The organism is Shumkonia mesophila (assembly GCF_026163695.1).
Taxonomy (GTDB): Bacteria; Pseudomonadota; Alphaproteobacteria; order Rhodospirillales; family Shumkoniaceae; genus Shumkonia; species Shumkonia mesophila.
In genome coordinates this window covers 1-26,445 of the sequence record NZ_JAOTID010000022.1, presented here as the reverse complement: position 1 = coordinate 26,445, position 26,445 = coordinate 1, and the positions used below count along the sequence as shown (strand labels likewise).

Genomic DNA, 26,445 nt, shown 5'->3' with positions numbered 1-26,445 from the left:
TGCCGGCTTGAACGTCGGGGCGATCGGTTCCGGCCACCACAGGCCCCACGAGGCGGTACGACGAACCTACCGGCCGACGGCATTCTTGAGCAGAGCCTTCAATCCGTCGGCAAAGCCCATCGCAAAGCGCTTATAGCGCCCCTTACCCTTCTTGACCCACCGGCGCTGGTTCCAGTGGAACACCGCCTCGTCGACATAACATTGCAGGTGCCGCCGGCTGGTCCAGTGATAGACGCCGAACTGGGCCTGCTCGATGATCACAGCGAAACCGTCGGCGCTGCTCATGTGGACCGCCCCTCGTGCGTACTCCTTCTTGCTGTGGTCCACCACCTCGTGCGAGGCGAAGGCCCGGCCGGGCATCGTGTAGGCGCCGTTCTTGTCGGTGATGAGCGAAGCCGACGGACGGACGAAACGTTCGAGCTGCAGTTCGATACAGGCCCGGTTGTTGCGCTCGATGACCGCGGCGCGGACCTGGCCGCGGCGGGCCACTTCGATGAACACCGGCGGCTTGTCGGTGCTGCGGCCGCGCTTGTGCTTGACGCCCCGCCTGAATTTCGGCCGGCCGCCGATGAACTTCTCGTCGGCCTCGACGATATCGTCGAGCGCCGGCCCCTCCTCCTGGCGAAGATCCATCATCTCGCGGATCGCGTGCCCCACCTTCCAGTCCGTCTTCTGGTTGAGGCCGAGGAGGCGGGCGAGCACCACTGATGAAATCCCCTTGCTAGACGTGAGGACGAGGAAGAAGGCCTGAATCCATTTCTTCAGCGGCAGCTTGGTGGCATGGAGCGGGGTGCGGGTGTTGACGGTGAACTGGTGATGGCAGTAGGCGCACTCATAGAGACCATAGCGTGCTGTCTTGCCACGGATGGCCCAGGTCTTCAGGCCGCCGCAGTGGGAGTGGAACCGCCCCCGGCGCCAGATGATCGATTCCAATAGCTGCCGATAGGCGCGCTCATGGGGAAACGCCACCCGCAGGCCTCAAATGACTTGATGCGATCCAACATCTCCCGTCCTCCCAGAATCCCCGACCGACAGCGAGATGGGATCGTCGAGGAAAAGTAGGGCTCTGATGAATGGAGGGAGAAACCTCGCCCAGGTGGCGCTTGTCACCTTCTTTTCGTGGATAGTCGGGGAAAAATTTGCCGCCTCCCAATAAGTTTATATGTCCATTCAGTAGGACCTAATAACAAGGAGCAGCAAATGCCCGATCTCAGCATCCTCGACCCCAATCGCCTTTTCTTCGATTTGCACGAAGTCGGCAAAATCACCGGGATAAAACTCCGCACCCTGCAACGGTATCTCGAGCAAGGGGAACTGAAGCGGGCCTCGCGGCCACGCAAGAAGGTCCGGATCGCTCGCGAAGAGCTGCTCATCTTCATCGACAAGATGCACCGGGGCCTGGTGTGATGAGGCGGCGCAGATGGCGGAGCTTGTCGTGGTTTGGCAGGGGTTTACGATGCCCGGGGGAGAAAGGAGTGGATGTCACCCGCACGGGGTCGCTTCGTCCCCTTTCACCCCCCTGGCGAAGTTTGGCGCCCCTTGGCGCCCCCAGGCGGACTTTGGCGCACCCGGTTGTTCCCCTCGGCGCCCTGCAGGCCGAAAAATACAACGCATGGCTCGGGTCGGACGGTCGCCGTCTGAGTGACGACCGCCCGACCCGAGTCCAAGGAGAAAAGAAATGTCCAAGCATGATCCCGACCTCGCAATGAAAGCCGTTCATCCCGCAGCCCCCCTGTTGAGAGACTACTGTCGCACAATGGGCGTCTCGATGCGGGCGCTGAGTCTCAAGATCGATCGGAGTGCGAAATACGTCTCAGACATCGTCCACGGGAACAGCCGCTTCCCGGATCGGCGGGCCCTGGAGGCGCTTGCGGCGGAAACCGGCATTCCGATCGAAGTGCTCGGCCATGGGGTTGAAGACGCTCCGCATGCTGGCCTCGCCAGCAAGCTCCGCGTGGGCCTCTTCTTCGACTCGGTCATCAAAATGGTTGAAAGTGAGAAAAGCCTCTCCCCGGAGATGAGCAAAGAAATCCTCGACGACGTCCGTCACTTCTGCCTGAGGTGGATTGGACGCCAACCTGAGGCCGTGCCGGCGGACGCCCGCAGCTTGCGGAACTACTCGAAAGGCTGGACGCCGGAAAAGTTCGGCATCTCGCAAAGGCGCTATGACAACGTTTGGGGAAGTGTCCGCAGGGCGCTCCGTATTGCCTCCGTCATTCCCGTCGACCGGAAGCCATGTCGCTCGCTCGGCCAAGCATGGCGGACCTTGAACGACGACCTGCGGGCGGGGCCGGATTGGGTTGCGCCAGACCTCAGCCCATTCATCCGCTACTGCGACACATTTGGCATTGCCCCGGAAGAAGTCACGGATTGCGCGGTGGAAGCATTCGCCGCGTATCGCCACGAATTCGATCTCAGCCCGGATATTGCAGGCAAGATCACCGACACCCGCAGTGCATGGAATCGGGCTGTCGACACCATCCCGACTTGGCCCCAGGTAAAACTCTCGGTCGGCAAAACTCGAAAGCTCTTGAACCTTCCTAAAGAGTCGTTTCTGCCGAGCTTCCGCCACGACATCGACCGTTACATGGCCTGCCGCGGCCTTCGCAACGGCGAGATCCTTCCTGGTATGACCCTGCTCGAGGAAGCTCGTGCTACGTATCAGCCTCGCATGGCGGCCAAGGACGAACGCGAGGGACGTTTTATGGGGCCGCTCTCAGAGGCAACTTTGGAAAAGCATGCCGAAGCGCTCTGGTTCGCCGCGTCGGCGATGGTGCGCCTTGGCCACATGGAAGTCGAGGACATCACGTCGATCGCCGATATTGCCGACGTTGGTATCGCCGACCGCGTCATCAATGATGACATAAGGCCGCGGCTCGGCATCGAGAGCCAGTATGCGGGATCCCTCGTGAGCGGTCTGAGGTCGATTGCCCAACGATGGGTTCCAGAAATCAGCCAAGCCGAGATCAACGACTTTGCCAAACTCAAGAAGCTCGTTAATGACAAAGCCGAGAATCTCGGCCGCATGCCAGACAAGGATCGGCGGCGGCTCGCTCCCTTCCTCAATGACCTTGAGACGATGGCCGGCCTACTGTGCATTCCCCGCTGGGAATTCGAGGACCTTGAGCGTGAACGTCGCCGCAATAAAGGCGTCGTCACCGGGGACATGGCCTTGCGGGCCGAAGCGGCGATCGGCGTGCTGCTGCAGGAAACTCTTTGCGTACGCTGGGCAGATTTCAGGCGCACTCGGATGGACGTTAACATCATCCGCCCCACCAAGAGAGGCGGTGCTGGCACCCTGCACTACAAGATCCGCAAGACCCACAAGAACGGCATCACCGATGCCCAGGCGTCCCTGGCACCTTGGAAGATGCGACTCATCGAGATCCACTGGAACCAGTACCGACCGAAGCTGATCGAGAACGACCCCACCAATCCGTACCTGTTTCCGGGGGCAGACCCCGGCGCCGCCAAGTCCCATGGGCAGCTCGGGCGCCAGGTCACGCAGATGGTCAACGATTGGACTGGCCATTACGTCAATCCGCATCTTTGGCGAAAGCTGATGGGTGGCTACCTGCTCTACGTGACCCACAAATTGGAACTGGTTGCCGCTTTGCTCGGCCACAAGCCGGGTTCTCGCGCGACCAATGTTTACGTGGAGATCAAGTCGATGTGGGCCGCGGACGAACTGGACCAGCACGCCGGCCGGCTGGCCGAGAGGGCGATGAGACCCAAACGGACACGGCGGCAATGAAGGAGGCGGCACCATGAAAGAAAATACGATCCCGATCATTCCCTTTGCCGACTGGCCCGAGGATGAACGAGCCCGATGGGCCGAATCTCGGACGGTCGCGCGATGGTCGAAAGGCTATGCTCGGCGCGTGGCCCGCGGATACGGTCGCTTTCTGGCATTTCTCGAGACAGGGACGGAAGAGATCATCTCGTCAACGATCGACGATTACGAGTTTTTCTTGGCGTCACGCTTCGCGGCCTCCTCCGTGGCGAGCTACTTGGTCGATCTCTACTATGCTCTCTGTGTCGTGCACCCAAATGCGGACTGGCTCTGGCTTTGGAAAAAGGCGCGCTTGCCCCTCACGCAGCCGCCGAAAAGCCCTCCGCCAAGCCCAGTCGGGCCACGCCGCCACCCAGGTCTGGACCAATGGAGTCCGGAGCACCGGCAAAAATGGCAGGGCCAATTGGACGCCGGTCCCCGTCTTGGCACGTTCAAGACCCGAAAGGAGAGAAACGCGACATCACACGAGGCCGACGCAGACAAGTCATCCCCCTGGTCCTCAGTCCCGCTGCATCTGCTGACGCCCGTTCGTCGCAAGGCCCTCGAAAGGGGATGGTGCCGCTGGCTGGCTTGGGTGAGAACAGCCGCCAACGGCCAGGAAATGCCCGCACCCGAAACGTTGAACGGGTTCGTCGCCACCTGTGAGAGGCGGAAGAATTCCCCGGTGACGATCGCCACCTACGTCGGCCTAGTCTATCGGGTCGCCGCCGAGCTCTGGCCCGAGGTCGATTGGCGATGGCTCAAGCGCGACTGGCTGGCCCTGGAGAACATCGCTGAGCCGTCCCGCGACAAATGGGCGAAGTTCGTACCGATTGATGAGTTGTGCGAACTCGGCATTCAATTGATGGTGGAAGCGATCGAAGAGGCTCCCACCCCGCGGACGGCCACGAAGTTCCGCGACGGCTATCTCATCGCCTTCCTCGCGTTGCGACCCAAAAGGGTATCTAACATCGCGGAGATCGAGGTGGGCATCAACCTTGCCTTCGGAACAGATGGCCTGCCGAACCAGTTGTGGTGGCCGCGAACGAAGAACGGAGATGAATCCTCTCTCCCCTACCCCACAGCCATTCTCGGAAGTTTCCATCGCCTGTGGTGGGACCAGTACAGGCCAAAGTTGATGGCCGCAGGCTCCGATGAACGACACCTCTGGATCGGCCGCTTCGGCAGGCCATTGTCCCCAGACGGCATTTGGCGACGCGTCACGCACTGGACCCGGAAGCAGCTCGGCCGGGCAGTCGGGCCCCACGCATTCCGGACCAATTACGCGACGAGCATGGCGATCGAGGAGGGTCGCCTCCTGCCGTTCGTGCGCGTCATGCTGGACCACCGCGATCCGCGATCTATAGCCCATTACCAGTTGATTTCCGAATCCTTCAAGGCGGGGAGGGCTCTCGACGAGGCGGGCAAGAAGCTCATCGAAGCCGTCGGACCGAAATTGGAGCGGAACCACCGACGGCCCGGTCGCCCGCTTCGGACTTCGTGACCTCCGAATGTAGCCGTTGGCGCTCATCGGTTCTGTCGAACTGCCGGCGACCTCACCCGGCGGCCATGTTTCCTACCGACCCCCGCCGTTCAACCCGCAACTGCCGGACCAACAGTCGCGATCCGTCGCTTCCGGATGTGTGTCATCTTCGGTCGTCGGTGCCTTGCCCTGCCGCAGTTGGAGCGGCCATCGGTGTCGGCTTGGCTCTCTTCAACTCATCACCCAAGCCGGACCAAGCCGACATGACCTGCCCGCCTGACAGCATGCGAGCGACCCACCGCCGAAGCCTCGCGACCGATCGCCGTCAAGCATCGACCGCCCACGGTCCGACCTGGGCTCCAACGACGTACCATCCATCGTCATCACGGCGCCAGCGAACGAACTCGGCGACATCACCGCGGGCCGGTCCGGGGGGCTGGCCCAGCACGGCCAGCGGATGGGCCCGGGCCATGGCGAACGCCGTGGCGAACCCGTAGCCGAGCCATTGCATGACGTTGCGCAGGCAGCCATCCAGGGTCGCCGACGATCCGGCGAGATAGGGCGATCCCGGTTCGCGCACGAGGGTCGGCCCCTCGCTCGATCGCTAGGTTGCCGAGCGTATAGCGGCCAGGGGGGGGCGGCGGCAGCGGTGGCATCGGACACCAGCACCGTCCGCTCGGGCTGCTTGGCGCGGATATACGACTGCAGCATGTATGGCGCGATGTGGATGCCGTCGGCGATGAAGCTGGCCGCCAGACGATCCTCGCCCAATTGGGCGAACAGCGGATTCTCGTTCTTGGCCAACTGATGGCCAATCCCGTTGCCGAGGTGGGTCGACAGCCGGGCACCAGCCGCCGCGGCCCGCTCGATCTCGGCGCAGGTGGCTTTGGTGTGGCCGATGGCGACGCCGATGCCGCGTCCACACAGCGCCGTGATGAGGGGGATGGCTCCATCCCGTTCGGGAGCCACCGTGACGAGGCGGACGGGCGTCCGCAGGCCCGCCCCGTCAAGTCGTCGTAGGTGGCGATGCTCGGCGGCCGCATGGCGTCCTTGGGATGGCAGCCGGCATAGCCGTCCTCGGGCGAGAGGAATGCCGGCGCCACCATCGGCGGCCCGCATCGCCTCGACCATCTGGTCGGCCGACGGCGAGGCGAAGACGTCGCCGATGGCGGCGGCGTCCACCAGCCCCGGCCCGACATAGCCGGTGAACACCGGCAGATGGCCCGAGCCGCCGCCGGTGACGATGCCCACCTTGCCGGCGATCGGTTGCCTCGGGCCGCTTGATGACGCGGGTCCCGGGGGCGGTCTGCGCGTAATACTCGGGATGGGCGGCGCACAAGCCGACCAGCATATCGTCGACGTACGAATAGACGTCGTTCAGGATCTTCTTCACGCCTCGTCCTCCTGGGCGAACAGGCCCGCCGCGCATCGAGCGGGCCCCATGGCGGCGGGGGGGGTTATCCGGCCTTGTTGGTGGTGATGGTGGCGCGGATCCCCTGGTGCAGCACGTCGCGTACCCAGGCGTACGCCATGAAATCCTCGCGGATTGTCCGTCCGGTCGCACGGATCCGGGTAGACACCGCGTCGACGAAGGCCTTCACGTCCGGATGGGAGTCCTGCCCCGGATGGCCGAGGCTTTGCGCCAGGTCCTGCATGCCGAAATTGAAATAGTCGATCCCCGGCACCTTGAGGATGGCGTCGAGGTTGGCGAGCGCCTCCTTCTCCTCGATCATGGCGCCGACGGAGATGCCCTCGTTGATCTCGGTCCTGCGCCGGGGCATGTCGGTGATGGCGATGCCGTAGCCCTCGCCGCCGCGGCTGTCTCCCCACGAGCGCTGGCCGAGTGGGGCGAAATAGCACGCCTGCACGAGACGCTCTGCATCGGCTGGGGTGGCGATATGCGGGCCGATGATGCCCTGCACGCCGCGATCGAGGAAGCGGTTGATCATTCCCGAGGAAATGTCGGGGACGCGGGCGATCGGGGTGAGGCCGACGAGGTTCGCCGCCCGGCAACAGTTCTCGATATCGTGAAGATCAAACGCGCCGTGCTCGCCGTCGAAATAGACGAAATCGAGGCCCTGCGATGAGAGTATCTCGATCAGCGCCGGGCTGGGAAAGGACAAATGAAGCCCATATACCATTTCGCCAGTTCGCGCGGCGGTCTTAACCCGGTTCGTTTCCATGACAATTCCTTCTTTCCTGGGGGATCAGCCGGAAACCGGCTGAACTTCATTGCAACCCACGGGTCGCGATGGGGCCGAAAGGGCGCGGCACGTCAGCCGCGCCCTTTCGAGATCGGCTTGCAGACCTATTCCTTGGTCCAGGGAGACGTCTTCCACAGATCGCCAAGGTCTTTGTAGGCCTTCTGAAGGTAGGCGGCGTAATCGTCATGCTTCATGCAATCGAGGGGAAGCGACATCCCCGCCGATTTCTTGACGAACTCGGGATCTCGACAGGCCTTGAACGTCGCCTCGGAGAGCACGTCGACCGCCTCCTTGGGCATGCCCTTCGGTCCAATCAAGCCGCGCGCGGCACCATTGAAGAGCGGAAAGCCTTGTTCGGCGAAGGTCGGGATGTTCGGCGCCGTCTCGAGGCACGTTTTCTTGTGGATGCCGAGAACCGTCACCTTTCCTTCCTCGGCAAAACGCTGCATGTCCCCGATCGCCGATGCGCACAGGTCGACGTGCTTGCCCAGGAGAGCGTTGCGGGAGGCCCCGCCCCCGCCGAACGGAACGTGGACCAACTTGATGCCCGCGGCCTGCTCGAACATCATGAGGTCGATGTGCGTGTTCGACCCGATTCCAGCGGACGCTACCGTGAGTTGGCTCGGATGCGCCTTGGCGTACTCGACGACGTCTTTCAGGGATTTAAACGGGCTGTCCGGCGTCGTGGCGAGGACCGAATAGTCGAACACCATGTTGCCGAGGGGCTCGAAACTGTCGACGGTGTAGCGGGTTTCGCGCTCGAACGGATGCGTGAGCATATAGGGGACGGTCAGAAGGCCCACCGTGTAGCCGTCCGGTGCGACGTGAGCGATCTCGGTGGCGCCGACCTGCCCTCCGGCTCCCGGTCGGTTCACGATGATAACCTTGGTGCCGCCCAAGTACTTCTCGAGGTAGGGCGAGAATGTCCGGGCGGTCAGATCGGTCCCTCCGCCCGGCGCGAAGGGAACAATCAGACTGATCGTCCTCTCGGGATAAGTCGCATTGGCCGGGGCGCCCATCAGGGTCAGCACGGCTATCGACAGTGTCAATCGCAAGACACGCTTGAGCATCGTCCTTCTCCTCCTTGTTTACTGCTTTGAGGCGTACTCTACCTTGGCCGCCGTCTAGACGGCGCTCGACCGTTTGACGGTCTTCTTCTTGATCAACAGGGATTGGATGTCTTCGACGGTTCCACCGCCGCGAATGGCCTTCTCCATGCCGGCCTCGAAGGTCATGAGGTCCTCGATCTGGGTCAGGATCTCCTCGGCCCGATCGGCCGGAACGACGGTGATCCCGTCATCGTCGCCGACGATGATATCGCCCGGCCGCACCTGGGCCCCACCGCAGTCAACGTCGACGTCGTACGCCCGCGGTTCGACTTCGCTGGGCGGACGGACTCCCGGTCCACGGCAGAAGACCGCGAGATTCAGTTCGCGCAGGCCGGAACAGTCGCGCACCTTGGAATCCGTCACGATGCCGTTCAGGCCGCAGCGTTCGGCGAATGCCCCGACGTTGTCACCCAGCAGATTGTCCCTGGTCCCGCCGCTTCCCACGACCATGACGTCTCTGGCCGCCATGCGGGAAATTAGCGCGTACATGCTTTGCTGCGGCTTTCCGGCACCCCGGATCGGACCGAACGCGATGGTACGGGCTCTCCCCACGACGTGCGTGCCGGGCACCAGCGGCAGAACGTCGTCCATCCATCCCCTGAGGCCCAGGCGGGAAAGGGCATCGGTCACGAGGCCGGTGGGGATCGGCATGAACCGGGCAACCAAATCAGTCGTGTCAGGCAGGTCGTCTTTGTCGTGCATTGTCCGTTCCTCTTTCATAAGTCTTCGAAGGGGGCCTCTCGCGATGCCCGTTCGTTTCGCCGACCTCGGTTGGACCACTAAGCCCGCGCGCGCTTCCAAAAAAACTGGTACGCGAGGAGGAGTACGATGACCGCGATGATGATCTGCGACACACCGTGCGAGACGAAAATCGTCCAGTCTCCCTGCGACAACAGGAGCGACCGACGCAAATTGGATTCGACCATATCGCCCAGGATCAGCCCGAGGGTCGCCGGCGCCAGCGGAATATTGAGGCGCTCCATCGCGTAGCCCAGCAGCCCGAAGCCGAAGACGACGTAGAGATCGAAGGTGCTGTTGTTGATCACGTAGACGCCGATCACCGTGAGTGCGATGATCATGGGCATCAGGACGACCCGGGGAATGCGGAGGACCTGCGCGAAGAAGCGGGCAAACACCAAGCCGCCGAAGACGAACAGCATCGCCGCCGTCAGGAACATCTGAATCATGAAGCCGTAGACGATGTCCGGATTTTCGCGGAACAACTGCGGTCCCGGCTGCAGGCCCTGGACCAGGAGTCCCCCCATGATCAGCGCCGCGACAATGCTGCCGGGAACGCCCAGCGTCAGGGCCGGGATCATGGCGGCGGCGTTGTCGGCGTTGTTGGCGCATTCCGAGGCCGCGACACCGGCGGGATTGCCCTTGCCGAACGACGACGGGTCGTGCGAGGTCCGCTTTTCCTCGTTGTAACTGATGAAGGCGGCGATGTTCCCGCCGGCCCCCGGCAGGATCCCTACGATGATGCCGATGATCGAACTGCGGAGCCAAGTGGCCCACAGACCGAACAATTGGCGGACCGGCAGGGTCTTCCCGGAGAAGCGCAGGACGGCGCGGTCGATCCCCTGGACCACGGCCTCCTCGGCCAGCATGATCGCCGGCGGCAGGGCGTAAAGTCCGATCAGCAGCACGACGATGTTGAAGCCGCTGACGAGGTTGATGCTGCCAAACGTGAAGCGCTCGTGTCCCGTCATGGGATCGACGCCGACCATGGCGATGAGAAGACCGATGGCGGCACTGATCAGGCCCTTGATGGTATCTTCCCCGAGCAGGACGGAAATGCTGGTCAGTCCGAAGACGCCGACCCAGAACATTTCCGACGGCCCGAAGGCGAGTGTGACCATCGACAGCGGCGGCGCCAGGGCGATCAGGGCGATCGCGCTCATCATGCCGCCGACCGCCGACGAAACCGCGGCGACCTGGAGGGCCTGACCGGCCCGCCCCTGCTGGGTCATGGGATAGCCATCGAAGGTCGTCGCGATGGCCGCCGGTGTCCCCGGAATGCGGAGCAGAATGGCGGGAATGGAGCCGCCATAAATGGCGCCATTGTAGACCCCCGCCATCATGCCGAGTCCGACCAGCGGGTCCATGGTGAAGGTCAGTGGGAGAAGGACGGCGACGCCCATGGCCGCCGTCAGCCCCGGTAGGGCGCCGACAAGGATGCCACCGATGGTTCCCGCGACCATGGCCAGAAGGTTCTGCCAAGCCAGGACCCCGGACATGGCATGTACCAATGCGTCGATCATGCCGTTCCCTCCCATATTCGAACGATCAAAGCCCCGTCCCCCTTCACAGGATTTTCAGGATCCACTCGGCCGGCAGCGGCCGCTCGAATAGCGCGACGAAGACCAGGAAAATGATGGCGCAAAAGGAGACAGCCATCACGGCCAAGTGTCCGGCCTTGCGGTATCCGAGCTTCCAGGCGGTCAACGGAAGGAAAGCGACGGTCGCGGTGAAATAGCCGAGCACGGAAACGCCGTAGATGTAGACGACGATGGCCGCCGCAGTGGCGGTGAAGCGCCGCCCGTTGATGAAGAAGGGCCTGTCAGGTCCGCTCGGTCGGCCGCCGACGAAGGTCTTCGCCAACATCACCACGGAAAGGATGGCCAGGAAGGCAATCACCATCCTCGGGAAAATCACCGCGTCGGTGGGAAATCGTTCGCTGCCCGTCCATGCCAGCCCACAGACGAGAAGCAGCACGATTGCGCCAATTCGGTCGTGAATTTTGACCATCCCAGCGTACCCCAGCTATTTCTTCGTTGTTGAGAGCAACGCTAGTCGATGCCAATTTATAAAAAAAATACATACTTTTTATGATGCTGATATAAATTCGTTATATCACTTACCGCATGGCAAATCGGAGAGGTCACGTGCTGCTCGATTCTCGTAGGCTCCTATATTTCCTGCGCATCGCCGAGTTCGAGTCGTTTTCGCAGGCGGCAAAGAGCCTGCATATCGCCCAACCGGCGCTCAGCCATCACGTGCGCCAATTGGAGGAGTCCCTGGGCGTGTCGCTTTTCAACAGGCGATCGCGCGGGATCACTCTGACCGAGGAGGGAACGGCGCTGCTCCATCACGCGCGTTCCATCGTCAGTCGCATCGAGGATGCCGAGAATGAGCTCCGCAATCGTACGCTCGAGGTGACGGGCAGTATCACCTTGGGTCTGGCCAGCTCGATCGCTGCGCCCCTGACCCCCCTGCTCCTCAACTCCGTACACTCGAAGCACAAGGGGATTACGCTTCACCTAGTGGAGGGCACCAGCGCGGCCTTGGCCGAATGGGTGATATCGGAACGGCTTGATATGGCGTTGAACCTAGAAGACGTCGTCGAACATCGGTGCATGCCCCTCTTCAACGAAGATCTGTATCTCGTCGGTCCGGCCGGCGCCTTCGCCAACGACGGCGCCACCCAGATTTCTTTCAAGGCTGCGACCCTCCGCCCGCTGATGCTGCCGGCGCGCCACCACAGCATGAGAATGCTGATCGAAAGAGAAGCCGTGAAAAGGACCCTGACCATCAAGACCGCCTACGAGATCGACGGTCACGGTCCTCTGAAAGCGGCGATCGCCGCCGGTTTCGGCCATTCCATCCTTTCGTGGGCGGCCATTCAACAGGAATGCGCAGCCGGCCTTCTCAGCGCCGCCCGTATCGTCCGCCCCTCTCTGCGCCGGACGATGGTCTTGGATATGCCGACGCGAGGACAACCATCCCGCGCCTCGCTGGCGATCCGCACGATCCTTCATGAGATCATCGCTGAACTGTTTCGAAGCAAGACTTGGCACGGTCAACTGCGCTTTCAGCCAGGAACCTCGTCGGAGTGAATCGACTTGGGGCGCCCGAGAAAGTTCCTCGACCCCATTGCGGGATTCTGGGCGCTGGCGAAGAACCAAATCGAAAACTCACACCAGCCGTACGATGTCCTCCGAGGGTCTTCCGTCTCGTCCCGCCACTCATTTGCCCCCCGCTATGCCCTCGATCATGCAGCGGAAGGCAACCATGCCGGGATCGTCGAGGCCCACGGTCTTGTCGCCAAAGATGCGGGCCCGGCCGATACGGCACGGCTGCGGCCGCATGCGCTCCAGCACCTCGTTGACCGCTCTGCCCATCGCCGCAACGATGGCGGCCGGTTCATCCAGCCCCGCCGTCGCCTGACGGCAGGCATCAAGGGCATCGATCACCGTCTTGTCGCCCAAGGCGGCCTTACCCCGTTCCATTGTGGCCTGGCAGGCACCCGCCAACAGAGCGGACATCTCTGACCACGGCACCTCGCTGCGCCCCTTGCATGCCTTGGCGGCACTCATCAGGGCGATCGCCACGACCGTCGCGTAACTGGAGCCGGAGACCTTGGTGATAGCCTGAACGCATTTCGTCAACGCCATCCCGACGTCGTCGGGCAGGTCGTCCAGGACGTCGCCGACGCCGCGGCCGATCCGTACCATGGTTACACCGAGGTCGCCGTCGCCAATCTCGGCGTCCAGGCGGTTGAGTTCTTCCGCCGACACCTCCATCCGAGCGGCAATGGCAGCAAATCCCGAAGCGAGTTCCCTGCTTGTCAACGGCATCGCATCACACCTTCCAGAATGCGCACTCGGCGGGCGCCTTAAGATACCTCTCCAGTTCTTCGTCCAGCTTGCAGAAGGTGAACGACACGCCGGCCATCTCCATCGACGTGGCGTAGCGGCCAACCAGCGGCATGACGATCTTCACCCCCAGGTCGTCCAGCCGCCGCTTGACATAGCGGTAGAGGATGTAGAGCTCTTCCGGTGGCGTCGCTCCCAGGCTGTTGATCAACACCGACGCCCGGTCGCCGGCGGCCAGCCGCTGGTCGGCGAGAAGCGTGTCCATCATCTCGGCAGCGATCTTGTCTGCCGTGCGCATGGGTCCGCGCCAGACACCCGGCTCGCCGTGGATACCCATGCCCATCTCCATTTCGGTTTCGCCAATCTGGAAAGTGGGCTTACCGGCCTGCGGCACCGTGCACGACGTCAGGGCGGCACCGATCGAGCGGACGCTATCGGCCGCCTTCCGAGCTAGGCGAGTGACTTCGTCAAGATTCTCTCCGGCGTCGGCCGCGGCGCCGGCCACCTTGTAGGCGTAGATCAGGCCGGCGACGCCGCGCCGCTTTTCAGCCTCGGCCGCCTTAGCGCTGGCCACGTCGTCTGCCAACACCACCGCCGTTGTGCGGATGTCCTCCATCTCGATCAGATCGCGGGCCATCGAGAAATTCATCACGTCGCCGCCGTAGTTGCCGTAGATGCAGAGAATGCCGGCGCCACCGTCGGCCGCCCGCATCGCCTCGACCATCTGGTCGGCCGACGGCGAAGCGAACACGTCGCCGATCGCCGCCGCGTCGAGCAGACCCTGACCGACGTATCCCGTGAACACCGGCAGATGCCCCGAGCCGCCGCCCGTCACCAGGCCGACCTTGCCCTTGATGGGAGCGTCCGACCTTTTGATCACGCGGGCACCCTCTGCCGTCTGCGCATAGTATTCAGGATGCGCCGCGCAAAGCCCAACCAGCATTTCATCGACGTAGGAATACACATCGTTCAGGATCTTCTTCATTGAAAATCACCTCTCTTGAAGTTTTCAATTTCCCGCCCGGAAAATGCCACGCTTGTTCACGATATGCTGGGCAGGACCCAGATCAGCATTCCCAGCACGTAGCACACGAGGGACGCGACCAGCGTGAACGGGACGCTCCACGAAAGGAACTCGCGCAGCGAAACCTTTCGACCTTGCTCCTTCTCGCCGATGCTAAGGGCCACGTAGAGTGCCGGTGCACCGGCAATGGTGAGGTTGCTGCCGAGGGTCCCTGACCACACCAGCATCCACCAGAGCGGCCACGTCGGAATGCCGTCTACGCCCAAATCCCGGATGGTGTAGAGGAATGTGAGGATGTAGGCGTCGTGTTCCACGAGGCCAACGATGGGGATGGTTATCCAATAGAGAAGCGTGGCGCCCAGGGCCAGGTTTTCGGAGAACAACGGCTTCAGTTCGCCGGCCAGTAGCGCCAGGACGTGCGTCTTTTCCAACCCGCCAACCAGGGCGAACAACGCGATATAGAAGAACACCGCACGCCAATCGAGTGCCTGGAAGATCTCTTCGAAGCTCGGGGCCTTGAGCCGGTTGCCCAGCATCTCGACGACGAGCACCATAGCGACCGCGCCGGTCATAGCAATGAACCCCAGTTTCACGTCGAGGGCTTCCCGGAACGCCATTCCCAGGATCGTCAGCACCAGCATGACGGCAGCTATGGCGGCAAACAGGGGATCGGGGATATGGCCCTCGATCTGCGCGTTCATGACCGCCGCCGGCTTGGCCGTCCGACGGAAGCGGTAGAAGTACATGAAGGCCAGGGTGACGGCGAAGGTTACCATCAGGATTGGAAACGAGGACGGCCGGCCGTGCTGCCAGATGAAGCCTCCGAACTCGATGCCGGACACGCTGTGTAGCATCTGGGGCGGCAGGTCACCCAGCAGCAACGCCGTTCCCATGAAGTTGGCGCTGAACCCAATCATCAGGACGATGCGCGTAGCGTCGATGCGCAATGCCCGTGCCAGCGGCAGGGCCACCGGCGCCATCATCAGGATGGTCACCACGTTGTCGACGAAGATCGAGATGAGCCCTGCCAGCAATGACAAGATCACGACGAGCAGCCCGGGCCGACCGCCGGAAAGCCGCAGGGCCTGGAGCGAAAGCCAACCGGGGATGCCGGTCTTTCCGAAATAGCTCGCAAGCACCCATATGCCGACGAGGATCGCCATGACGTTCCAGTCGACCAGCAGGAAGGCCTCGGTTTCCGTCATATTGCCGATCCAGATCATCGCCACGACCCCGACCAGCGCGGTGGCGGTGCTGTCGATCTTGTTGACGATCACGGTTGCGATCGTCGCCGCAAACACGCCAAGAATCAGCACCTGACTCCAATCCATTGGTAGCGTTCTCCCGCTTGGTTCTTGATGTTCGGGAGGTTCCGTCCATTCTATAACGACGTGTCATAGCCGGAGCGATTCCTCCTCGCTGGTTTGTCCTTGCTATGGCCGGCGCTTTGGCCAGACCCGCTTCGATTCGCGATCCCCCTTGGGGGGGACAGAAGACTGGCGGCGGGTTGACACCGCCCGTACCCGTCGCCGCCGTGCCGATTCCGCGCCGCTCAGTGCATGACGACGCCTCCACTTACCTCAATGACGGTTCCCGTGACGTAACCGCTGGCGATTTCCGAGGCGAGATAGAGGAAAGCCCCGACCACATCCTCGGCAACACCGACCCGCCCCAAGGGCACCCGCCCGATCAAGCGCTCCATGGTTTCCCGGCTGGTTATCCCGTCGTGGAACGGCGTGTCGATGAGCCCCGGCGCCACGGCATTGACCCGGATGCCGGAGCCCGCCAGCTCGCGGGCCAACCCGCGGGTGAAAGAATTGATGAAGCCCTTGCTGGCCGCATAGACGACGGACCCGCCGCCGCCGCCCGTCCACGCCCCGATCGACGAGGTGTTGATGATCGTGCCCCCGCCCTGTGAACGTAGTTGTGGAATGACGGCGCGGCTGGCCCTCACGACACCCAACACGTTGAGGGAGATCAATTCGTCCAGATAGGCATCGTCGGCATCGGCCACCTCGACACGCCAGACCATCGCAGCGGCATTGTTGACAAGGATATCGATGCCGCCGAGGCTCTCGATTGCCCGCTCGACCACCGCCGATGCGCCGCCGGCGAGCGCCAGATCACCTCCGACGGCGACGGCGGAACCGCCAGCCGCCTCGATGGCGGCGATCACCTTTCGGGCATCCGCCTCCGATCGATTGAAATGGACGGCAACCGTTGCACCGGCCCGTCCGAAACCAAGGGCAACGGCGGCGCCGATGCCGGAACTGCCGCCTGTCACCAAGATCTTCTTACCCTTGAGATCTTCCATCGAATCCTCCCATTGGTCTTTCCCGGTGTCGCACGAACGACCCCTTTAATCGGGGGCGCCGTCCGTCATTGCGAAGCGTCAGCCGCCCTCCCTCTTTCCATAATCTCATTTATCGAGATGATATTTTATATATTGGAATATGCGATGTATAGGGGTTATTATCGGTTTCCCACCCCGGCCGCATCCGTGGCCATGGCGGCGGGACAGCGACGACACCGGGAGAGCCACCACTAGCCTGTCGGCTGGTTCCGGCCCTCTCCGAGGATCGGAAGCGATGGATGAACCAGAGTGGTTATTGTCGATAAGGAAACCTCAATGGATGCCATAATGGGTACCGGCGCCTATACCTATCGCGCCGAAGAGAATTGGCCGACACTTCCCAAGGACATCGAGATAGGCGATGCCGCGGCCGTCGCCGTCGACAAACGGGATCGCGTCTATCTTTTCAACCGGGGACCCAATCCGATCATCGTCGTCGATTCGGCCGGCAACTTCCTCGACACGTGGGGTCAGGACGTGTTTTCAGGAGCGCATGGCCTGCATATCGGCGCCGACGATTGCATTTATTGTACCGACTGGGTGGATCATACCGTTCGCAAATGCAGTCTCGACGGCAAGGTGTTGATGGAATTCGGGGTTTCCAACAAGCCGGGGCCCTACATGAGCGGCAAGCCCTTTAACCGGTGCACCCACACGGCCTTGTCGCCGGACCTCGATTTCCTGTATGTGACCGACGGTTACGGCAACGCCCATGTGCACAAGTTTTCCGCTGACGGCAAGTTGCTTCATACGTGGGGCGGGTCCGGCGCCGACGAAGGCCAGTTCAATCTTCCGCATGCCATCTGCTGCGATGCCGACGGATGGCTCTATGTCGCCGACCGGGAGAACCATCGCATCCAAATCTTCGACGGCAACGGCAAATACGAAACGCAGATCAACAACCTTCACCGGCCATGCGGCCTGTGTCTATCCAACGATGAATCGCCCATTTGTTATGTGGGCGAGATCGGCCCCTACTACAGCTTCAATCGCACGGCGCCAAATCTCGGCCCCCGGATCAGCATCATGACGCGCGATGGAAAGCTTCTGGGGCGGCTGGCGGGAGACCCCCCGGCCGGTAACAACCCCGGTCAGTTCCTGTCGCCGCACGGCCTTGCTGTCGATTCGCGCGGCAATCTCTATGTCGGCCAGGTCGGGACCCTGTCGTGGCCGTCCCTGTTCCCGGGGACGCCGGTCCCCGACAACCTTTGCCGGGTGAGGAAATTGACCCGTATTGAGGACGGCCAAGCGAAACCGGCTTCTTGAGGGCCGCAACGTCGGGGGGCCATGATCTCTGTCGAGCCGAAGGATGGTTGTATCCTCAGACTTCGGGACGAGCCCGAGGCATCGCGGGCTCGTCGTCGCCTCTCAAGCGATCTGCCGCTTCGAGTTGAACCCGAAAACAAGCGGTTCTTCTTGTCCATCGTCCGATCGATCACTGATCTGCGGTGAATCGGGAGGAGTACCGCGCCCCCCCCTCCAGACGTGAGAAGCAAAGATGCAGAATTTTTCTTTCAGGAACCCGACCAAAATTCTGTTCGGCAAGGGACAGATCGGCAGCCTCGACGGAGAGATCCCGACCAACGCCAGGGTCATGATCACCTATGGCGGCGGCAGTGTGAAGAAGAACGGCGTGCTGGACCAGGTCAGGGCCGCCCTGGGCGGGCGGACCGTCCTGGAGTTCCCGGGAATCGAGCCTAATCCTACCTATGAAACGTTGATGCGGGCGGTCGAACTGGCGCACCGTGAAGACATCGACTTCTTGCTGGCGGTGGGCGGCGGCTCGGTCGCAGACGGCACCAAGTTCATTGCCGCGGCCATCCCCTTCAAGGAAGAGCCGTGGGACATCGTAGCCGAAGGCACCCCGCTGTCCGAGGCGATCCCCTTCGGCGTGGTCTTGACCCTGCCGGCCACCGGATCGGAAATGAACAGCGTCGCCGTGATCACCCGCCAGGCGACCCGGGACAAGCTGCCCTTCAGCAGCGTATTGGTTTATCCGCGCTTCTCCATCCTCGATCCGACCACGACCTATAGCCTGCCTGCGCGGCAGACCGCTAACGGCGTGGTGGACGCCTTCGCGCATGTCCTCGAACAGTATCTGACCTATCCCGTCAACGCCGCCGTCCAGGACCGGTTTGCCGAAGGGCTCATGCTCACCTTGATCGAGGAAGGGCCCAAGGCCCTGGCCGCCCCCGAGGACTACGACGTGCGGGCCAACATCATGTGGACCGCAACATTGGCGTTGAACGGCCTGATCGCGGCCGGTGTACCCGAGGATTGGACGACCCATATGATCGGCCACGAGTTGACGGCGCTCTATGGCCTGGACCATGCGCAGACCCTGGCCGTGCTCTATCCAGCCACGATGGCCGTATGCCGCGCCGGCAAGCGGGGCAAGCTGGTCCAATACGCCCGCCGTGTTTGGGGCATCGACAATCCGTCGGACGAGGCCGCGATCGACGAGGCCATCGCCTGCACCCGGGATTTCTTCGAAAGCTTGGGCGTGCCAACCTACTTGGCCGACTATGGCATCGAGGCAAACGCCATTCCGCAGGTGATCGACCAGTTGAGGCGCCATGGAATGGTCGCCCTTGGCGAACGCAAGGACGTGACGCCCGGAGTCGCGGAGCAAATGATCGCGCTTTGCCTGAAAGCTGATCGTTCCACCGGCCTGAACGCCAGAGCGACATGATCCCCCGAAGGCCATCCCCGACGGGGAGGACTCCTGACCGGGCCTCGCCGTCGCTTCGTGGCGACACGCAGGCGGACCCAATGGGATCAGCCTTCCGTGGCCGAACCGATTCGCTGGGCGATCACGGCCGCCGTCTCCTTCAATACCCTGACGTATTCAGGGACGCGGGCAATGTTGAAGCGAAATTCCGGCACCTGGAATGCGACGCTTCCGACGACCTCGCCTTGCACACCGAAAAAAGGAACAGCGACCCCAACAGCGTGCAATACCCGGTGCGATTCGGTCATCGCATAGCCGTTTTCCCGGACCGCCTGCAACGACGCCTGCAACTCCGGGAGGTCGATGCCCCTTCCACGCGCGTCTGTTTCGTCACATATGGCGATGGCACGGTCGACTTCCTCGGGAAGCAGGTGCGCCAGCAGGGCCCGTCCGGATGCGCCCCAGACGATCGAGACGCGCCGGTTCAGATCGATGGTATAGCGCATGGGGTCTTTTGGCGCGGCGGAACTGGCGATGTACATTTTAAGCTGTTTGCGCTCCAGAACCGATAGTAGCGAGGTCTCCCCAAACCGCTCGGAAAGCGAGGCGAGCAAGGGTTCTCCTATTTGCGCGTACGGTACGGCCACGCTAAGCCGCCCGGCGATGCGATACAGCTCCAGCCCTGGGGCAAACAACCCGGGGCCTTTTTGGGTCGCAAATTCGGCGGCGGACAATGTACGGAGCAACCGATGGGTGGTGCTGATTGGCCATCCTAAGTTCAAGGCGGCCTGTTTTGCCGTGATGTCGGAATGATCGGCCAGCAAACTGATCAGTTTCATGACGCGATTTACGGTACCGCTTTCGTTCATCATTTGGACCGGCGTTCCTTCTATCCGTTGGCGAATAATGACCGGCTGCCTTCGGCAAATCAACTTCGGCTCCGGATCGCGGCCCGCTCGGAACGGGTGCCAGCAACCCAATAGGCCCGAGAAGGCAATTCTTTCGGCTCCTCGGATGATCGGTATACAGGTCGGGATATTGCAGCGTGCGTTGGTCGGGAGAAGACCTCCCGCGGTTTCCTGGTAGAGGGCAAGGACGATGAAAGAGACATCCATAGAAACGATCATGGTGGTCGGGTGCGGCGTTATGGGACGGGGCATCGCCGCCGTCTTCGCCGGAGGCGGCATACCGACGGTGATCTACGACCCCAACGTCGATCCGGCTACGCCGGTACCGCAAGGCGTGCGCCTGGTCGGCACCCTGCCGGATGAAGTGCCTGACCTCGTGGTCGAGGCGGTCTACGAAGAGATAGAGATCAAGCGTACGGTCTTCCGGGCCCTGGAAGAGGTCTACGGCGACCGCCCCATTTTCGCCAGCAACACCTCCGGCCTGCCGCTTGAGGACATCGCTATCGTCCTCGCCCATCCCCAGCGTTTCCTGGGTATGCACTTCTTCACGCCAGCCGAGGTCTCACCGCTCGTCGAGGTGGTGCGTACGAAAAAAACGTTCGACTCTGCGGTGCGAAAGGCAACGGCGGCCCTGGCGCGGGCGGGCAAGGAGGCGATCGTGCTTGCCCATCCGATCGTCGGCTACCTGTGGAACCGCTTGCAGCACGCCATCCTGCACGAAGCCTACCACTTGATCGAGACGGGAACCGTCAAGGCCGAGGATATCGACAAGGTTGCGAAGCGGCTGCTCGGGCCCCGCTTCTGCGTAACCGGCTTGCTCGAGGGCAAGGACATCAACAACCTGGAGCCGCATATGCGCGCCCAGTATTCGATCGTGCCGCATCTGAACCACACCAAGGAGCCATGCGCCATCTTGGGCCGGAAGTTGGAGCGCCGCGAGTTTGGTGTCCGCTCCGGACGCGGCTTCTACGATTGGAGCGGCCGCGACGCCGATGGTGTCGTCGCCTCCGCCAAGCGGCGCCTGGAGAAGCTTAGCACCTTCCTTGAAAACGAACTGCCCAAAGGAGAGCCGGATTTTTCGCCGCGCGCCTCCCTTCCACCCGACTGAAGAGGATCCTGAGGTGGCGGCCGGCAGCGGCGCCTTGAACAAGTGAGCGTCGCCGCCCCCTTCCCTGCCCCAGAAATGCGAGCGCCGTCCTTTCCCGCGGCGTCCGAATAATGGGCGGCCCCTCTTCGGCAACCGCCCGCGGGACATAGCGTGAGCCGGAGCACCGTTGCAGGGGGAAGCTTCATTGACACCCCTGGCCCAAAGTGCCATAGTTCAAAAAACGATAAGACGTCTCAATAAATGAGATGAATGGATGGAGGCAGTTCCCTTTGCAACCTAGCCACTGATACCCGCCCTCTCTCCAACAGACGTTTCTCCTTGCGGGAGGCGGCCCAAACCTCCTGTAGGCTTCTGGTTCGGGATAGGATCAAGGAAATCATCATGAAAAAGTCGACTCTACTTACGGGAATGGCGGCACTCTTGCTGGCGCTGCCTTCCGCTGCTCAGGAATATCCGGCCAAGGACCGTACGATTACCATGATCATGCCCTCTTCTCCCGGCGGGGGCGCAGACACGGCCGCGAGGCTTTTTGCTCCGCTGATGGAGAAGGACCTGGGCGTACCGATCGAGCTCATCAACAAGCCGGGGGCGTCGATGCAAATCGGCGTCAGCGAGGCGCTCCGGGCGAAGCCCGACGGGTACACGATCTTCTGGTCAATCCTCCCGACCCAGGCGAGCATCTACCTTGATCCGGAACGCAAGGCCACCTTCGGACGTAAGGACATTCAAACCATCGGCAATGCGTACGGGGCGCCTTTTGCCGTGTCGGTGCTGGCCACCAGCCCCTACCAGACCATTCAGGACGTGATCGCCGCGGCCAAGGCCAAACCAAAGGAAGTCAGGAGTGGCACGACGGGTTTCATGTCGACCGGCCATTTCGCCAACATCGAGTTCCAGCGGGCGGTCGGAGTCGAGATGGCAACTGTCAACTTCCAGGGCGGCGGGCCGCAGATTACGGCTCTCCTGGGTGGCCATATCGGCGTCGCCTTCAACTCGATCGGTGAATTGCTGACCCACCAGAAGGCGGGAACCATTCGTGTTCTCGCGGTCATGGATGACGAGAGGAGCGACTTCCTGCCCGGCGTCAAGACCCTCAAGGAATTGGGCATCAACGCCAAGCCGATCGGTTCATTCGTCGGCCTCGCCGCGCCGGCCGGTGTGTCAAAGGAAGTCATCAAAGTCTTGTCCGACTCCCTGCGGAAGGCGACCCAGGACCCGCACGCCAAGGAGCGAATGGACACGCTTGGCAACACGATCCAATACCTTGACGCACAAGGGTACGACGCCTTCTGGACCAATTTCGACGAGAACCTGAAGCCCCTCATTGCGATCGCCAAAGAGCAGAGCAAGTAAGGCTTCACACACCGATTCGAAATCCGAGGAGGACCGGACGGGGCAAGGGACTGTTGTTGGTAGTCAGGCCACAGGCGGCATTCGAGTTTCGCCCGCTCAATACGATCGTGGCCCCCAAGCCGCTTGCCCCCTTCCCTTGCAGCACCGCTGCACGTCCGGCAGGGAGAGAGGGCCGAGGCTGTCCCCCGGCATAATCAAAATGACCATGCAACGCGCTTATCGGATTGCGGGAACGCTGTTGCTTTTGCTCGCATCGCTCCTCGTTTACGAGTCCCTCCAACTGACTTACTTCACGTCAATCGGACCCGGACCCGGGTTCTTCCCCTTCTGGCTGTCCCTCATCCTCGGGGCTCTCGCGGTCGGCATGCTCGTGCAGACATTTACACAGCGCCGACCGATGTCGCTGTATTTCCCCACCAGCCGCGTCCGTTATCTGCGGATGGCGGCGGTTGTCCTGTCACTGGCGTTGGCGGCTCCCCTTATCGAGACGCTGGGTTTCCGCCTCACCACGTTGGCCATGTACGTATTCCTACTCGGCACGCTGGGGCGGCATCGTCTGATCGTAACCGTGCCAATTGCCCTGGCTGGAAGTTTCGGCGCCCATTACGTGTTCGTCCATTGGTTGAGCGTGCCGCTTCCCGTCGGGATATTCGGTCTCTGATAAGACTCCAGAAAGCAAGGGCGAAGGCGTGGACACATTTCACCTTCTCATGAACGGCTTTGCGACGGTCCTACAGCCAACGTACCTAATGTTCGCGTTAATCGGCTGTATCGTGGGGACCCTGATCGGCGTGCTGCCCGGCGTGGGCCCCGCCGCCGGCACGGCCATTCTCATCCCCCTTACGGCAGCGCTGGATCCGACCGGTGCCATCATCATGCTGGCCGCCATCTATTATGGCGCCATGTATGGCGGCACCATCACTTCCGTCCTCATCAACACCCCTGGGGAAGCCGCGTCTGCCGTGACATGTTTGGACGGATACCAGATGGCCAAGCAGGGCCGTGCCGGCCCGGCCTTGGCGATCGCCGCGATCGGGTCATTCGTCGGCGGGACGGTGGCGACCGTCGGGCTGGTCGTCATGGCCTTGCCGCTGACCCGGCTCGCCTTGAAATTCGGCCCCCCCGAGATCTTCGCTCTGCTGGTGGTCGGCCTATCGCTCGTAACCGGGCTGGCCAGCCAGTCCTTGCTGCGGGCCCTCATTGCGGCCGTTCTCGGCCTGCTACTGGCTCAAATCGGCATCGATCCGGTGATGGGAGCACCTCGCTTCACATTCGGCAGTTTAAACCTGCTCGACGGGTTCGGAATCGTGCCGGTGGTGATGGGGCTGTTCGGCATCGGCGAGATACTTCTGAACCTCGAGAGCGGCAACCAGGGAGTCTTTGACAAGAAGGTCTCCTCCATATTCCCATCGAAACGGGACCTCAGGGTTTCGGCCATGCCGATTGCGCGAGGCACCGTGCTGGGCTTTTTTCTCGGGCTGGTGCCGGGACTGGGGTCGATGATCCCCACATTTCTCTCGTATGCGATCGAGAAGCGGCTGTCCAAGACGCCGGAGCTTTTCGGGACGGGCATGATCGAAGGTGTGGCGGCTCCGGAAACGGCGAACAACTCCTATGCCAACGCCGCTCTCATTCCGCTGTTCACCCTCGGAATCCCGAGTTCCCCGACCATCGCCATCCTGATGGGTGCCTTCATGATGAACGGACTCATCCCCGGACCTTCACTGTTCACCGAACATCCGCAATTCGTTTGGGCGGTCATCGCCAGCCTGTGCATCGGTAATGGCATCCTCCTTATCCTGAATCTGCCCTTTATCCCGGTGTGGGTCGCGTTGTTGCGCATCCCCTACACGATCCTCCTGACGCTGGTCTTGGGCTTCTGCCTTATCGGCGTCTACAGCCTGAGAAACAACGTCTTCGACATCGGCTCGATGCTGGCGTTCGGGATCATCGGATACCTCTTCAAGAAACTCGATATCCCCCTGGCTCCACTTGTGCTCACACTGGTCCTAGGACCTCTGATGGAACGCGCACTGAGGCAATCGCTCGAAATGTCGAATGGCGATATGTCGATCTTTGTCACTGAGCCTATCGCAGCAACGCTGCTGCTATTTGCCGCCGTGGTGACCTTCGCCTCGTCGTTCCGGGCATTCAGCGCGGTCCGGGGCACGGACAGCGAGGTTTGACGGGCGATCCGATGAAAGGGTATCGGCGATGGATCTTGGACTGACAGACAAAGCGGCCATCGTCACTGGTGGCAGCGCGGGGATTGGAAAGGCCGCCGCACGACGCATCGCGGAGGAAGGCGGGCACGTCGCCGTCGTCGCTCGCCGGGCCGATGTCTTGGAGACGGCGGCCGACGACATCCGGCGGATAGCCCGGGGGCGCGTCCTCCCGATTCCCGCCGACGTCGCCGATCCCGGCGCACCGGCCCAGGTGGTCGCCGCCGCCCTGGAAGCCTTCGGTCGTATCGATATTCTGGTGAACAACGCCGGAACATCCATGGCGAAACCCTTCGACGCGGTGACCGAAGATGAATGGAAAGCCGATCTCGACCTGAAGCTCTGGTCGGCAATTCGCTTTATCGCGGCCGTCGTTCCCGAAATGCGGAAGGTGGGTGGCGGCAGGATCATCAACGTCACGAACCTGGCCGGGCGGACACCCCACGCGGCGTCCATGCCGACGGCCGTATCAAGGGCAGCAGGAATAGCACTGACCAAGGGTCTGTCGAAGGACCTCGCAAAAGATAACATCTTGGTCAGCACGGTCTGCATCGGCTTCATTAAAAGTGCGCAACACGAAAGACGCTATGCAGCCAAACTGGCCGCTGATCCGGCAACATCCATGGACCAATTGTACGCGGAAGAGGCCAGGACCAGGGGCATTCCGCTGGGTCGGGTCGGTGAAGCGCCCGAAGCCGGAGACGTCATCGCGTTTCTGGCTTCCGCGCGGAGCAGTTATCTGACGGGGATCGCCATCAACATCGATGGCGGCACCTCGATGGTCGTATGAACCGCTTCCCCAGCCGAACGGTCAAATCGGGCAACATCGATGCATTTCGCCAAATGAGCCATTTCGTTCTTTCGGTGTTTGCCCCGCGCGTCGTCCCACGCGCTCAACCTCGGTCGCTCGTACGCGTCCGGTGACGCTTTCAATTACCCACAAGCCCCGCGCCGAGCATGGCACCCAGTTTGATGTCGGTTAGGCGGGAGACGCCGCGCCACATGACCGTGTTGCCGGGCGGCGGATCGCTGGCGCGTGCGAGATAGCCGCCGAGCCGTGCGATCTTGGTCAGATAGACGGAGAGCGTCCTTTCGCGCGGCGGTCGGGGATCCTCGTCCGGCAGCAGCCGGTCGAGCAGCATCGTTTCCATATCTGTCAGCGCGATGCCACGCGCGGCGTTTGGGACGGTGCGGTTGATCATGGTCATCCAGAACACCCGCCAACTCAGGATGCAGAATACCGAGATCAACCGCACCAAACGGTCTGCTGTCCTGAGCCTTGCCTCTTCGGCGCGGCAACTTGACTTCAGGATCTTGTGAAACACCTCGATCTTCCAGCGGAGAGCATACCAGCGAAGCTTTTCGATGGCCGCCTCGTGGGAGTCAACAGGCAGGTCGGTGATCAGCTTCCAATCTATTTTCGGTCGATCGGCAGGCTCGCTCTGCTCCTGGGCGTGCAGCACGGTCAGGACAAGCGCTGGATACCGCTTCTGCTTTCCGATCGACGGCAGGACGCGAACGCTGCGGTATCTGATCTCGACGGTTGCCGTCTCGACGCGGCCCTTGCCGTTGCGAACTTCGACTTGGTGCTCGCCGGCGATCTCGACAGCCGTCATCTCGTCGGCGATCGTATGGTGGCCGTT

Annotated in this window: 25 protein-coding genes and 1 pseudogene; 12 read left to right on the top strand and 14 right to left on the bottom strand. The window is 62.1% G+C overall.

What is annotated here, in order from left to right:
• Positions 1-66: 66 nt before the first annotated feature.
• A complete protein-coding gene (locus tag ODR01_RS23150) occupies positions 67-969 on the bottom strand; it encodes an IS1595 family transposase (protein WP_316980084.1) in 903 nt (300 codons plus the stop codon).
• A 231-nt stretch (positions 970-1,200) separates the two neighbouring features.
• On the opposite strand from ODR01_RS23150, the gene ODR01_RS23145 reads away from it, so the two are divergent.
• From ODR01_RS23145 to ODR01_RS23135, 3 genes are all read left to right on the top strand, one after another.
• Positions 1,201-1,407, top strand: a complete 207-nt coding sequence (locus ODR01_RS23145) for a helix-turn-helix domain-containing protein (RefSeq protein ID WP_316980083.1) — start codon at positions 1,201-1,203, stop codon at positions 1,405-1,407.
• Between the two features lie 271 nt (positions 1,408-1,678).
• Complete coding sequence (locus ODR01_RS23140) at positions 1,679-3,754, top strand: hypothetical protein (RefSeq protein ID WP_316980082.1); 2,076 nt, start codon at positions 1,679-1,681, stop codon at positions 3,752-3,754.
• Between the two features lie 13 nt (positions 3,755-3,767).
• Positions 3,768-5,276, top strand: a complete 1,509-nt coding sequence (locus tag ODR01_RS23135; RefSeq protein WP_316980081.1) for a tyrosine-type recombinase/integrase — start codon at positions 3,768-3,770, stop codon at positions 5,274-5,276.
• A 304-nt stretch (positions 5,277-5,580) separates the two neighbouring features.
• Here the strand turns inward: ODR01_RS23135 and ODR01_RS23130 are convergent, their stop codons facing one another.
• Positions 5,581-5,835, bottom strand: coding sequence for a hypothetical protein (locus tag ODR01_RS23130; protein ID WP_316980107.1), 255 nt, complete (start codon positions 5,833-5,835; stop codon positions 5,581-5,583).
• A 143-nt stretch (positions 5,836-5,978) separates the two neighbouring features.
• On the opposite strand from ODR01_RS23130, the gene ODR01_RS23125 reads away from it, so the two are divergent.
• Positions 5,979-6,275, top strand: a complete 297-nt coding sequence (locus ODR01_RS23125) for a hypothetical protein (protein WP_316980106.1) — start codon at positions 5,979-5,981, stop codon at positions 6,273-6,275.
• A gap of 129 nt (positions 6,276-6,404) precedes the next feature.
• Here ODR01_RS23125 and ODR01_RS23120 read toward each other — a convergent pair.
• From ODR01_RS23120 to ODR01_RS23095, 6 genes and pseudogenes are all read right to left on the bottom strand, one after another.
• A pseudogene (locus tag ODR01_RS23120) lies at positions 6,405-6,467 on the bottom strand (hypothetical protein); the annotation flags it as partial.
• A 245-nt stretch (positions 6,468-6,712) separates the two neighbouring features.
• On the bottom strand, positions 6,713-7,396 hold the full coding sequence (locus ODR01_RS23115) for an HpcH/HpaI aldolase family protein (RefSeq protein WP_316980080.1): 684 nt from the start codon (positions 7,394-7,396) through the stop codon (positions 6,713-6,715).
• Between the two features lie 167 nt (positions 7,397-7,563).
• Positions 7,564-8,529, bottom strand: coding sequence for a tripartite tricarboxylate transporter substrate binding protein (locus ODR01_RS23110; RefSeq protein ID WP_316980079.1), 966 nt, complete (start codon positions 8,527-8,529; stop codon positions 7,564-7,566).
• A gap of 54 nt (positions 8,530-8,583) precedes the next feature.
• Positions 8,584-9,270 (bottom strand): RraA family protein, encoded by a 687-nt coding sequence (locus ODR01_RS23105; protein WP_316980078.1) that lies wholly within the window; start codon positions 9,268-9,270, stop codon positions 8,584-8,586.
• Positions 9,271-9,347: 77 nt separating this feature from the next.
• Entirely contained in the window at positions 9,348-10,829 is a 1,482-nt protein-coding gene (locus tag ODR01_RS23100; protein WP_316980077.1) for a tripartite tricarboxylate transporter permease, read from the bottom strand.
• A 43-nt stretch (positions 10,830-10,872) separates the two neighbouring features.
• Positions 10,873-11,316 (bottom strand): tripartite tricarboxylate transporter TctB family protein, encoded by a 444-nt coding sequence (locus tag ODR01_RS23095; RefSeq protein ID WP_316980076.1) that lies wholly within the window; start codon positions 11,314-11,316, stop codon positions 10,873-10,875.
• A 137-nt stretch (positions 11,317-11,453) separates the two neighbouring features.
• On the opposite strand from ODR01_RS23095, the gene ODR01_RS23090 reads away from it, so the two are divergent.
• Positions 11,454-12,404, top strand: coding sequence for a LysR substrate-binding domain-containing protein (locus tag ODR01_RS23090; protein ID WP_316980075.1), 951 nt, complete (start codon positions 11,454-11,456; stop codon positions 12,402-12,404).
• 129 nt (positions 12,405-12,533) lie between these two features.
• Here the strand turns inward: ODR01_RS23090 and ODR01_RS23085 are convergent, their stop codons facing one another.
• The 4 genes from ODR01_RS23085 to ODR01_RS23070 all read right to left on the bottom strand — a co-directional run bounded on the left by ODR01_RS23085 (position 12,534) and on the right by ODR01_RS23070 (position 16,501).
• Complete coding sequence (locus ODR01_RS23085; protein ID WP_316980074.1) at positions 12,534-13,145, bottom strand: dihydroxyacetone kinase subunit L; 612 nt, start codon at positions 13,143-13,145, stop codon at positions 12,534-12,536.
• 4 nt (positions 13,146-13,149) lie between these two features.
• Positions 13,150-14,148, bottom strand: a complete 999-nt coding sequence (locus ODR01_RS23080) for a dihydroxyacetone kinase subunit DhaK (RefSeq protein ID WP_316980073.1) — start codon at positions 14,146-14,148, stop codon at positions 13,150-13,152.
• 56 nt (positions 14,149-14,204) lie between these two features.
• The gene (locus ODR01_RS23075) at positions 14,205-15,518 is read right to left on the bottom strand and encodes an ArsB/NhaD family transporter (protein ID WP_316980072.1); all 1,314 of its coding nucleotides are present in this window, start codon (positions 15,516-15,518) and stop codon (positions 14,205-14,207) included.
• A gap of 221 nt (positions 15,519-15,739) precedes the next feature.
• A complete protein-coding gene (locus ODR01_RS23070) occupies positions 15,740-16,501 on the bottom strand; it encodes an SDR family NAD(P)-dependent oxidoreductase (RefSeq protein ID WP_316980071.1) in 762 nt (253 codons plus the stop codon).
• A 315-nt stretch (positions 16,502-16,816) separates the two neighbouring features.
• On the opposite strand from ODR01_RS23070, the gene ODR01_RS23065 reads away from it, so the two are divergent.
• Both ODR01_RS23065 and ODR01_RS23060 read left to right on the top strand, forming a co-directional pair.
• Entirely contained in the window at positions 16,817-17,806 is a 990-nt protein-coding gene (locus ODR01_RS23065) for a peptidyl-alpha-hydroxyglycine alpha-amidating lyase family protein (RefSeq protein ID WP_316980070.1), read from the top strand.
• A gap of 232 nt (positions 17,807-18,038) precedes the next feature.
• Positions 18,039-19,232 carry an iron-containing alcohol dehydrogenase gene (locus ODR01_RS23060; RefSeq protein ID WP_316980069.1) on the top strand — a complete coding sequence of 398 codons (1,194 nt, stop codon included), beginning with the start codon at positions 18,039-18,041 and terminating at the stop codon, positions 19,230-19,232.
• Positions 19,233-19,318: 86 nt separating this feature from the next.
• On the opposite strand, the gene ODR01_RS23055 is transcribed toward ODR01_RS23060, so the two are convergent.
• Positions 19,319-20,083, bottom strand: a complete 765-nt coding sequence (locus ODR01_RS23055) for an IclR family transcriptional regulator (protein ID WP_316980068.1) — start codon at positions 20,081-20,083, stop codon at positions 19,319-19,321.
• 226 nt (positions 20,084-20,309) lie between these two features.
• On the opposite strand from ODR01_RS23055, the gene ODR01_RS23050 reads away from it, so the two are divergent.
• The 5 genes from ODR01_RS23050 (at position 20,310) to ODR01_RS23030 (ending at position 25,592) form a co-directional block, all read left to right on the top strand.
• Positions 20,310-21,227, top strand: a complete 918-nt coding sequence (locus tag ODR01_RS23050) for a 3-hydroxyacyl-CoA dehydrogenase NAD-binding domain-containing protein (protein ID WP_316980067.1) — start codon at positions 20,310-20,312, stop codon at positions 21,225-21,227.
• A 381-nt stretch (positions 21,228-21,608) separates the two neighbouring features.
• A complete protein-coding gene (locus ODR01_RS23045; protein ID WP_316980066.1) occupies positions 21,609-22,580 on the top strand; it encodes a tripartite tricarboxylate transporter substrate binding protein in 972 nt (323 codons plus the stop codon).
• A gap of 199 nt (positions 22,581-22,779) precedes the next feature.
• Positions 22,780-23,241, top strand: a complete 462-nt coding sequence (locus ODR01_RS23040; RefSeq protein WP_316980065.1) for a tripartite tricarboxylate transporter TctB family protein — start codon at positions 22,780-22,782, stop codon at positions 23,239-23,241.
• Positions 23,242-23,290: 49 nt separating this feature from the next.
• Positions 23,291-24,766 carry a tripartite tricarboxylate transporter permease gene (locus ODR01_RS23035; protein ID WP_316980064.1) on the top strand — a complete coding sequence of 492 codons (1,476 nt, stop codon included), beginning with the start codon at positions 23,291-23,293 and terminating at the stop codon, positions 24,764-24,766.
• 28 nt (positions 24,767-24,794) lie between these two features.
• Positions 24,795-25,592 carry an SDR family NAD(P)-dependent oxidoreductase gene (locus tag ODR01_RS23030; RefSeq protein WP_316980063.1) on the top strand — a complete coding sequence of 266 codons (798 nt, stop codon included), beginning with the start codon at positions 24,795-24,797 and terminating at the stop codon, positions 25,590-25,592.
• Positions 25,593-25,731: 139 nt separating this feature from the next.
• On the opposite strand, the gene ODR01_RS23025 is transcribed toward ODR01_RS23030, so the two are convergent.
• A partial coding sequence (locus tag ODR01_RS23025) for an IS4 family transposase (RefSeq protein ID WP_316980062.1) occupies positions 25,732-26,445 on the bottom strand: 714 nt, incomplete at its 5' end.